Origin of the sequence: Sphingobacterium sp. 1.A.5 (assembly GCF_002734235.1) — a bacterium.
Lineage (GTDB): Bacteria > Bacteroidota > Bacteroidia > Sphingobacteriales > Sphingobacteriaceae > Sphingobacterium > Sphingobacterium daejeonense.
The window spans coordinates 20,575-29,910 of record NZ_PEBA01000024.1; the positions used below are offsets into that span (position 1 = coordinate 20,575).

Below are 9,336 nucleotides of genomic sequence, written 5' to 3' on the forward strand. Positions count from 1 at the left end.
CCGTATTGTTAATATTCTTTTTTAGGTATATTCATAACATTATTATTAATTCTAAAACATAGAATTAAAATTATTTTAATTATTATATGATAAACCAATACCATGCTAAGTAATACGCTTACGAATTATCACGAAAAGCAAGTTAGGATAGTTCCTAAAAATTCGGTGCAACGTTATTTTAGATACTAAAGTAGAATTGAATCCGCATCAAGTGGAAGCCGGTTTATTTGCTTTTAAATCACCTTATTCTAAGGGAGCAATTTTGCTGATGAGGTATGTTTAGTAAAAATTATTGCAGCTAGATTTTTATCCATTAAAGATAATTTTCTCTATAAAAATGATGATATTGCCGGTGATCCTCTATTCCAACTGTATAAATCTGAAAGTATTTTAAGTGTTGAAGAAAATCGTAGATTAAAAAATATTGAGCAGACTATTACTTATCGACGATGACTTTGATTTAGACCATGGATTGAAGATTAGCAATTGTATAGACTTCTTTGATAAAACCAATAACCTTAGTCGCCATTTTTCCGACAAATGTCGTATGCGCAAGTAGATCGTGAATTTTAATGAGGCTGTTGCAATTCCGCAGTTTGAGAAATAAATAAAAGATTATGAATTTTGACCAAATTATAGATCAATTAAAGAAAACAAGACCTATATTTCATTCTGAAGATGATTTGAAATTAGCGATGTCTTGGTTGATAAAGGAGCTTTACCCATCCTATGAGATTAGGCTCGAAAGACCTATTGGTATAGGTATGAAAACTAAAGGTTCAGATGATATCATTGCTAGAGCCCCTATAGATATTGTTGTCATAGATAGAGGTTCTAGCGTCATTTATCCTATTGAAATTAAGTATAAAACAAAAACTGCCAAAATAAAATCGAATGGCGAAAACTATTCATTAGCTAATCATGGAGCTAATGATGTAGGGCGCTATAGTTTTAGAAAGGATATCTATCGTATAGAAATTGTCGAACTTGAACAGATGGGGTTTAAAGATTTTACTAAAAGAGGCTTTGTATTTATCTTGACAAATGATCGAAAATATTATGTGAATGATGTAAGTACCAAGAATTCTTTGGATGCGCACTTTTCATTCCATCATGGAGCGGTTTTGTCAAAAGATTATATAGGTTGGAATTTAGACAAAATATCAAAGGATAAATACGATTTCGGTTTACAGGTGCCTGTAGGTGCTAATAAGAAGAAACATTGGACAGAGGGTAAAGAGTATGTTTATCATTTAGGATTGAAAAGAGATTACTTAATACAATGGAGAGATTTTTCAACTTTTGCCATGGACAAAGGAAAAGTGGAAGAATTTAAATTTTGCTTGATAGCGATTGAAGGATAATTCTATTTATGTAAATTTTTATCAAACTAAAAAAAAACTATTTACTAAAAGATTTAAAATTAGCAGAATATCAATATTAAATGATTATATAATTCATGTGACTTGTGAGGTGATTCGCGAGGGAGAACGTTTATTTGATTTGTCAACGATCGGAGAAAATGAAGCTTCCATTGAAGTGGGAGTTTCCAGGATGAAAGTTTGAAGAGGGAGAAAGGCTGGAAGATTGTCTGATTCGTGAAATTCAGGAGGAATTAATTATTTTAATTCGAATTGATGGAGCACTAGAGAAGGTAGTACATCATTACTACAACTTCTGCATTACTTTATATCCTTTTTTATGTACGATAAAGGAGGGAACTATAAACCTAGAAGAGCACGAACAGTATAAATGGATTCTACAAGAAAAATTCTCCCAGTATGATTTAAAAGCTGCTGATTTAACGATATTAAACCAATTATAGAATTTCAGAATGGAACTAGGGATATATGAGTCTTTGATTACGACTTCTTTGAAACAGAAGTTGAGAGGTTTGGAAACTAATAAATATTTTATTGCTGACGATAAAAAATTGGATGCGGAGGAAGCTAGTCAGTACCTTGGTCGGCATTTAAGTGAGGTTATTCTATCAGCCCTGAATCTTATTAAAGGAGATAAGAATGGGCTTTCTTTAGTGGAAAAACAGATCGAAATCACGAATAAAATCATGTTGTTTCTTGCAAAAGAAATTGAAGCCTATGATTTTAATGAAGATTTGTTAGATGCTCAAGGACATATTTTGGAAGGCATTTTTGATAAGTTAAATAGTGATTATGTTGACTTGAAATTACATTTGTCGGAGATTATGCCTAGTACGCGCTTGACACAAAGTGAGTTATTCACTGGTGGGAATGTAGGTATTTCACTTGAATCCGAGCTAAAAAAGGAAATTCGTTCAGCAGATCGTGTTGATTTGCTGGTTTCATTCATTAAATGGAAGGCTATTGTCATCCTTAAAGAAGCTTTAGAAGAATTCACAAATCGAGGAGGTAAACTTCGCGTAATTACCACAACCTATATGGGTGCAACTGATGCAAAGGCCATAGAAGATTTGAGTAAATTGCCTAATACTGAAATTAAAATTTCCTACAATACTTCTAATGAGCGTTTACATGCTAAAGCTTATCTGTTTTACAGGAATACAGGGTATCATACGGGCTATATTGGCTCTTCTAATTTCTCTAGATCAGCTTTAACTGATGGCCTGGAATGGAATGTAAAAGTAACCACCAAGGAAATTCCTCATATTATTGATAAGTTCAAGAAGACTTTTGAATCTTATTGGGCTACTTCAGAGTTTGAGTGTTATCATACCGGAGATTATCCTAAGTTATCTAAAGCTTTAAAAGATAATAATCTTGGTAAAAAGTCTACGGAAATAACAACTTTTTTTAACTTAAAACCCTATCACTATCAGTTAGAGATTTTAGAAAAATTAAAAGTTGAGCGTCAAGTGCATGGGTCAAATCGCAATTTGGTAGTAGCGGCTACTGGTACCGGTAAAACTATGTTAGCAGCATTTGATTTTAAGGATTTTAAATCAACACAACCTAATGCAAAGATTCTATTTTTAGCACATAGAATTGAGATTTTGCAACAGGCAATGAAGACTTTTAGTCAAGTTTTGTTGAATCATAACTTTGGCGAATTAATGGGGAATGGTCATGTGCCAGGACAAAAAAATGCTGTTTTCGCTACGATACAGACCTTTAATAATTTGGATTTAGCATCATTTTGTAGTCGTACCTATTACGATTATATTGTGATAGATGAGGTGCACCATGTACAAGCAGATTCTTATCAAAAAGTCATTAAATATTTTCAGCCTCAGTTATTATTAGGTTTAACCGCTACTCCAGAGCGTATGGATGGAGAGGATATTTTAATAGACTTCAATGATAGAATTGCTGCTGAAATCAGGTTGCCAGATGCTTTGAATAATAAATTACTATGTCCTTTTCAATATTTTGGAGTAACAGATTCTATAGATTATTCAAGAATTAAATGGGACAAGGGGCGTTATAACAATGAAGAATTAACGAATATTCTAACCGCTAGCGATATACGTGTACGAGATATCATTGAAAACTTAAATAAGTATACAAAAGATCCTCTCTCGGTATCCTGTATAGGTTTCTGTGCAAGTAAGGGTCATGCCGTATATATGGCTGAAAAATTCAATCTAGCAGGTTATAAGTCTGCTTGGTTAAATGCTGATAATTCAAGTAGTAGACATGATGTTTTGGATGCTTTTAAAAAGAAAGAACTTCAGTATTTATTCGTAGTCGATATGTTTAATGAGGGAGTTGATATTCCTCTAATTGATACGGTGTTATTCTTGAGACCCACTGAGAGTTTGACTATTTTTCTTCAGCAACTGGGACGTGGACTGCGATTACACGAGGGAAAAGATGTATTAACAGTATTAGATTTTGTAGGTCAGGCTAGAGAAGAGTATGACTTTGAAAATAAGTTCAGGGCATTAATTGGCAAGACGAATACAACAGTAGCGCATGAGATAGAACGCGATTTTCCTAATCTTCCATTAGGTTCATCCATCGTTTTAGAAAGAAAAGCTAAAGAATATATTTTAGAGAATATACGTAGAGCTACTAAGCTCGATAAACGACAGTTGATTAAAAGGCTAATCAATTATAAAAATCATACAGAATCTCCTCTGACATTAAAGAATTTTTTAAAGATATATAATCTAACTCTAGCGGATATCTATAAAAATAATAGCTTCTATGAGTTGAAAGCGGAGGCTTTTAAAAGTTCGATTAATACTTATAATGCTGAAAAATACAAAAGCATGTTATCAAAGAAGTGGATAGTAACGGAATCTTTGACATACTTTAAGTTTATTTTAAAATTAGCTGAGAACCAATTCAATATCACTAGATTGAGGCTGACAGGGCAAGAGCAGATTTTTGTCTTAATGTTTTATTACGATTTTTATCAAACGCAAAATTTAGGTGGATCTTTGGAAGAGGCAATTCGTGAGATTGGAAAGAATAAAGTTTTGGTAGCGGAAATACTTGAATTTATTGAGGTTAAAATAGATCAATTGTTCTTTGAAGAAATACCTTGTTTAATGCCTGCCAATTTTCCGTTGGCTATTCATGCAAGATACACGCGTGAGCAAATATTAGTTGCCTTAGACTTATCAACTTACGAAAAGCAAAGTTCCAATCGTGAAGGAGTCGCCTTAAATAAGGATACGAATACCGAAGCGCTTTTTATAAACTTAAAGAAAAGCGAAGAAGATTTTTCACCTACAACGATGTATGACGATTATGCTATAAATGAAACCTTATTTCATTGGCAATCACAGAATCAAACCTCAGCAAACTCTGAAAAAGGAAGGTCTTATATTGAACAAGTAGAAAGAGGTAAGAACATTTTACTTTTTGTTCGTGAATCAAAGCAAGATGCCAATAAATTTACACAAGGTTATGTATTTCTAGGACCAGCAAATTTTGTTGAGCATGAAGGTTCAAAACCTATGTCTATCAAGTGGGCGCTAAGAGAACCCATCCCTAACTATATTTGGAAAGAAAGTGCAAAGATGTTGGTGGGGTAAGAGTTATTAGAAACAATTAAAGACATTATATTTAGAATGACAGAGTACAATACATCATTAAATGGTTATGTATATTTTATACGACGACTTATTAGAAAATAAAATGCTGCAAAATTGAATTTTATTTGTCTTTAAGTTAAATAAAGACCTGAAGATATATATTGAATACTTTTTTTTATCGAAAGTATCAATAGAAAAACTCACTGTTTAAATATAAAAAATATCAACATTATTAATTTTAAACCTCTTATTTACATCTTCGCCAAATTACTAAACATAAAATACCCAATAATAGCGGCCATAATAAAAACTATTACCAATCCAATTACAACTATTTTATCATCTTTATCCATATTCTATTCTATCAATCCAAAATCAAATTATATCCTTGATCTTTTAACTTATTTAATCCATCTCTCATAATTTTTATTTCCTCTTCGGAATGTGGCTGCCACTGCCCTACATCAGCAATAATTCTGAATGGTTCTGTTGATCTGTATGACATGGTTGGGTTTCCGGGGAACTTCTTATCGGTGACATTTGGGTCGTCTTCGATATCAGCGGTTGCTTCGACGAGGTAGATTCGTTGTTTCCCCTCTCCTAACGCCAATTCTGCTGCCCATATTGCTGCTGTTAATGTGGATGACACATAAACATGTTTTAATATTCTGTTTTCCATGTAATTGCAGTCATGGCCTGGGAAAATATAATCTCCAATTTTGAGGTCTGCTTTTGTTCCATGGAAGAAGGTTTGGGCGAATGGATTATGCTTAGGTTTTTCTGATGATGGCTGATTTGTTTCCATATTTTATTTGACAGTTGACTGAGTGCGGTTACTTCACTAAATTTAAACTCTTGATTTAATATACTTTATGTATATTAGTATAACAATTTTAAAAGCTGATTATTATGAATAAAGTTATCCAGTTTTTTATCGAGAAGAAATCTATAATCATAATTATAGTTGTTTTTTGGATTCTGAAAAGTTTGCAGCCGGGAACGAAATTAATGGAGCTATTTAAATAGCATAGATATTCTACCAATAAATCAAACAAACTTATCTACTGCGAATAAGCATAAATATGATTGTTTAGGTATAATAATTTTCAGAATTATCCCTTCTTCTTAACAAAGAGGTATAGATCAAAAAGGCCATTCCGATCATAATGGACACATCTGCCATATTGAAAATTCCGGTTTGAAAACTGCCTATCTTTAAATGCAGAAAATCGGTTACCGAACCATGTAATATTCTATCGATCATATTCCCTATTCCACCTCCGATAACAAAACTCGCTCCTATCAAAATCCATTTATTTATTTTTCTGGATTTAAAGATGAATATCAGTCCGGACAATAGAATAATTGATGGCAAAATAATCAGAAAAAAATTCCTTGCAATATCATTCCATTCCTGTCCAATACTTAAAAATGCTCCTGAATTTTCTACTTTGGTAAGCGTCAGATGCTTTCCTATCAAGCTTATTCTTTCATTTTCTGACACTGATTTTCTTACCAAATCCTTTGTTATCTGATCACAGCTGATATTCAGCATCAGAAGCAACAAACATATCACAATACTCAACCAGCGTTTCATCATAATTTCGTTTATAATAATATTAAACCATTAAGAATGAATATACTCAAATAAATTACTAACATACATATTAAATCAAAACTTTACTCAGATAATGAGTTTGTTATAATCTACAATTATGATAAAATATATTATTTCATTATTCTTTCTGCTGTATTTAACAATTACGACCTTAGCTCAAGAAAATTCCAAAACAACTATTCTTGAAGTTGCTTCCTCGCATCAGGATTCGATATTTGATCGCACATTGAACCATCTTATTTTAAGTAATTTTTTTGTTGTTTCGGCAAATAAGGATTCTGGGTTTATTCAATGCAAACTAGTTATTGAAGACAAAAGATGGTTAAGACTGAAAAAGGGTGATATTATTCTTTATAATCTCTTGTTTTCAAATGAAAACACAAAAGGCACAAAGATATTTATTCAAACTAATCTAACGACGAAGAGCATTCAAGGTACTTATGATAATAGCAGTTATTTTAATAATGACCTTGGACTCACACCTGAACCAAAATATATCAATCCATTGGTTGATAAATTAAAAATTTGGTTAGACAGGAATTAGGTTATGAAATAAGCATCATTTTCATCTATTCTACTCCAATGTCGCCAATATTTCTTCCATCTTGTCGAGATTAAATCCGGCGCGAATTACTTTTCCGGACTTGCTTTCAATGATCATATACGTTGGGAAACTATTTAATCCCAAGGAATCCCTAAGTGTATTGGAAGTATCATCTCCAAACCAAAAGTTATCATACTTCAAAGGATGATTATTCAAGTGCGCAGACCAAGTGTCCACCAGTTTATCTACAGATATTCCAATAAACTTAATATTCTTTTTACTTCCAAGGGCTATTCTTTCATATTCAGGATGTTGAGCCAAACAAGGCTTACACCAAGTTGCCCAAAAGTCTACTACTATATAATCAGCTTGATTCAATACATCTTTTATATTGATTTCTTTGTTCTTTAAAGTGCTCATCCTAATATCTGGAAACGGAATTCCATCCTTAAGTTGATACCTGTTATTTACCAATTCTTGATTTTTGAGCAATTCTTCTAGACTTCCATCTGGCAGTTGATGAGTTTTTATTTCTGCTATCAGGTTATTGATGGTATCTAAGCTTCCATGAGTTAGTTGTTTTAGACCAGCTCCCATAAAGGGATCTTTTAATACATTGTTCAAGTAATTTACAGTAAGCAAGGAACTAGGGTATTTCTGCGCAATTTTCAGGTTTTCTGCCAATCCCCATTTGGCAACTTCTTCCTGAGGGAGGATTTTTTGTTCATAGATTTTGCGTTTCTCTCGAGATAACTTTTGCATTTCGGAGTTTTGTTTATTGATTTGGCTTCCTTTCACCAGGGCAACCTTTTCTTTAGCATCTATTTCTAATTCCAAATGATTGGAGTCGATTAATATTGCTATTGGATCCTTTTCCCATGAGACCTCACTCCTATCAAATAATGCATCTTGCAAATTCTGTAAGGAAGGGAATTCAGATTTAGTGAGAACAAAATAGGCATGATATAATTTATCTTTCCCAGATCCAGCATGGACCTTAAACTCAAATTTCCCATTGTTGATCTTCATATAATGATAGCCTTCCTTGGTAGAAAAATTTATATATTCAACACTGTCCGGTAAATTTTTGACGATTCCTTTAACAGTAACTTCTTGTGCTAGAACCTGACTGGTAATTAAAATAATTAGAAAAAAGAGAATAACATTTAACTTCATAATTAGCTCATTTATTGCTATTTAATAAACGATAAAAATGAAGAAATGTTTTGTGAACATGTTAAACTGAATAAGAATATGGTCAAACAAATATTTTTAATTTTTCAAGAACTATTTGCTGAAATCTTTGTCCTTAGGGTATAAATTAAATCATTAATTACTATGGCTACAACAACAAAAGAGACAAAAGTAAAAGCAAAATCGGATGCAGCAAAAGATCTGCAGGATTTATTTGAAGATGGTTTAAAGGACATCTACTGGGCAGAGAAAGAACTTGTAAAGGCATTGCCTAAAATGGAGAAAAATGCTACTTCTCCAAAATTGAAGGCTGCCATACAGGGACATCTTGAGGAAACCAAGGAACATGTCAGCAGATTGGAAGTTGTTTTTAAATCTATTGGCGTAAAAGCAAAGGCTGAAAAATGCGATGCTATGGCAGGATTGTTAGAGGAAGGAAAGGGCATAATGGAAGAAACAGAGCCAGGAGCAGTACGTGATGCTGGTATTATCGCAGCAGCTCAAAAAGTAGAACATTACGAAATAGCTACTTATGGTACACTTGCAGCATTTGCAAAAGTATTGGAGCATAAAGATGCACTAAAAACTCTATTAAAAACCTTGGATGAGGAGAAAGCATGTGATGAAAAATTAACATCCATTGCTGATACAAACTTAAATTCCAAAGCGGAATAATTTATATTATCTCTGAGAAAAGAAGAAGGTGTCTAAAAAGGCACCTTCTTCTGTTTTATAGCTTTCTGGAGCTCCATTATAATTTCATGAGCAATATTAGGCTGCAAGTCGATGTTTTGTACTTTTCAGCATGTTGATGGCTTGATTTATCGCAAACAGGGAGTTTTTGCCACCTGGTTTACCGATAAAAGCTTTGTCTTTCCACTTTTTTGCCCATTTTCTGAGGTTATGGGCAATGGCCATCAAACCGAATTCCACAGCGACCTTCTCCAGACCTTTCATTGTGAACCGGGTAAACCTGTTGTTGCTTTTCATCTGACC

General features: G+C 33.0%; 8 protein-coding genes and 1 pseudogene. 5 read left to right on the plus strand and 4 right to left on the minus strand.

Annotated elements, in window-relative coordinates:
• The first annotated feature begins 617 nt into the window (after positions 1–617).
• The 3 genes and pseudogenes from CRT24_RS11970 (at position 618) to CRT24_RS11980 (ending at position 4,984) form a co-directional block, all read left to right on the plus strand.
• Positions 618–1,364 (plus strand): hypothetical protein, encoded by a 747-nt coding sequence (locus tag CRT24_RS11970; protein WP_099371481.1) that lies wholly within the window; start codon positions 618–620, stop codon positions 1,362–1,364.
• A gap of 209 nt (positions 1,365–1,573) precedes the next feature.
• Positions 1,574–1,825 (plus strand): annotated as a pseudogene (locus CRT24_RS21420) (DNA mismatch repair protein MutT); the annotation flags it as partial.
• 9 nt (positions 1,826–1,834) lie between these two features.
• The gene (locus tag CRT24_RS11980) at positions 1,835–4,984 is read left to right on the plus strand and encodes a DUF3427 domain-containing protein (RefSeq protein ID WP_099371483.1); all 3,150 of its coding nucleotides are present in this window, start codon (positions 1,835–1,837) and stop codon (positions 4,982–4,984) included.
• 364 nt (positions 4,985–5,348) lie between these two features.
• Here the strand turns inward: CRT24_RS11980 and arr are convergent, their stop codons facing one another.
• The gene (gene arr / locus CRT24_RS11985) at positions 5,349–5,789 is read right to left on the minus strand and encodes an NAD(+)--rifampin ADP-ribosyltransferase (RefSeq protein WP_099371484.1); all 441 of its coding nucleotides are present in this window, start codon (positions 5,787–5,789) and stop codon (positions 5,349–5,351) included.
• A 285-nt stretch (positions 5,790–6,074) separates the two neighbouring features.
• A complete protein-coding gene (gene lspA, locus CRT24_RS11990) occupies positions 6,075–6,584 on the minus strand; it encodes a signal peptidase II (protein ID WP_232046764.1) in 510 nt (169 codons plus the stop codon).
• 115 nt (positions 6,585–6,699) lie between these two features.
• Here lspA and CRT24_RS11995 point away from each other — a divergent pair, with 115 nt between their 5' ends.
• Positions 6,700–7,146 carry a hypothetical protein gene (locus tag CRT24_RS11995; RefSeq protein WP_099371485.1) on the plus strand — a complete coding sequence of 149 codons (447 nt, stop codon included), beginning with the start codon at positions 6,700–6,702 and terminating at the stop codon, positions 7,144–7,146.
• Positions 7,147–7,176: 30 nt separating this feature from the next.
• Here the strand turns inward: CRT24_RS11995 and CRT24_RS12000 are convergent, their stop codons facing one another.
• Positions 7,177–8,322, minus strand: a complete 1,146-nt coding sequence (locus CRT24_RS12000) for a TlpA disulfide reductase family protein (protein ID WP_099371486.1) — start codon at positions 8,320–8,322, stop codon at positions 7,177–7,179.
• A gap of 162 nt (positions 8,323–8,484) precedes the next feature.
• Here CRT24_RS12000 and CRT24_RS12005 point away from each other — a divergent pair, with 162 nt between their 5' ends.
• Positions 8,485–9,015: a ferritin-like domain-containing protein gene (locus tag CRT24_RS12005; RefSeq protein WP_099371487.1), complete on the plus strand. Its 531-nt coding sequence runs from the start codon at positions 8,485–8,487 to the stop codon at positions 9,013–9,015.
• A 96-nt stretch (positions 9,016–9,111) separates the two neighbouring features.
• On the opposite strand, the gene CRT24_RS21425 is transcribed toward CRT24_RS12005, so the two are convergent.
• On the minus strand, positions 9,112–9,336 hold a 225-nt coding region (locus CRT24_RS21425; protein WP_218962568.1), incomplete at its 5' end, for a transposase.

What these genes read in the sequence shown, in the direction of transcription:
- CRT24_RS12005 (WP_099371487.1), top strand. Translation starts at nt 8,485, where the DNA reads ATGGCTACAACAACAAAAGAGACAAAAGTAAAAGCAAAATCGGATGCA.
- CRT24_RS11995 (WP_099371485.1), top strand. Translation starts at nt 6,700, where the DNA reads ATGATAAAATATATTATTTCATTATTCTTTCTGCTGTATTTAACAATT.
- arr (WP_099371484.1), bottom strand. Translation starts at nt 5,789, where the DNA reads ATGGAAACAAATCAGCCATCATCAGAAAAACCTAAGCATAATCCATTC.
- CRT24_RS12000 (WP_099371486.1), bottom strand. Translation starts at nt 8,322, where the DNA reads ATGAAGTTAAATGTTATTCTCTTTTTTCTAATTATTTTAATTACCAGT.
- CRT24_RS11970 (WP_099371481.1), top strand. Translation starts at nt 618, where the DNA reads ATGAATTTTGACCAAATTATAGATCAATTAAAGAAAACAAGACCTATA.
- lspA (WP_232046764.1), bottom strand. Translation starts at nt 6,584, where the DNA reads ATGATGAAACGCTGGTTGAGTATTGTGATATGTTTGTTGCTTCTGATG.
- CRT24_RS11980 (WP_099371483.1), top strand. Translation starts at nt 1,835, where the DNA reads ATGGAACTAGGGATATATGAGTCTTTGATTACGACTTCTTTGAAACAG.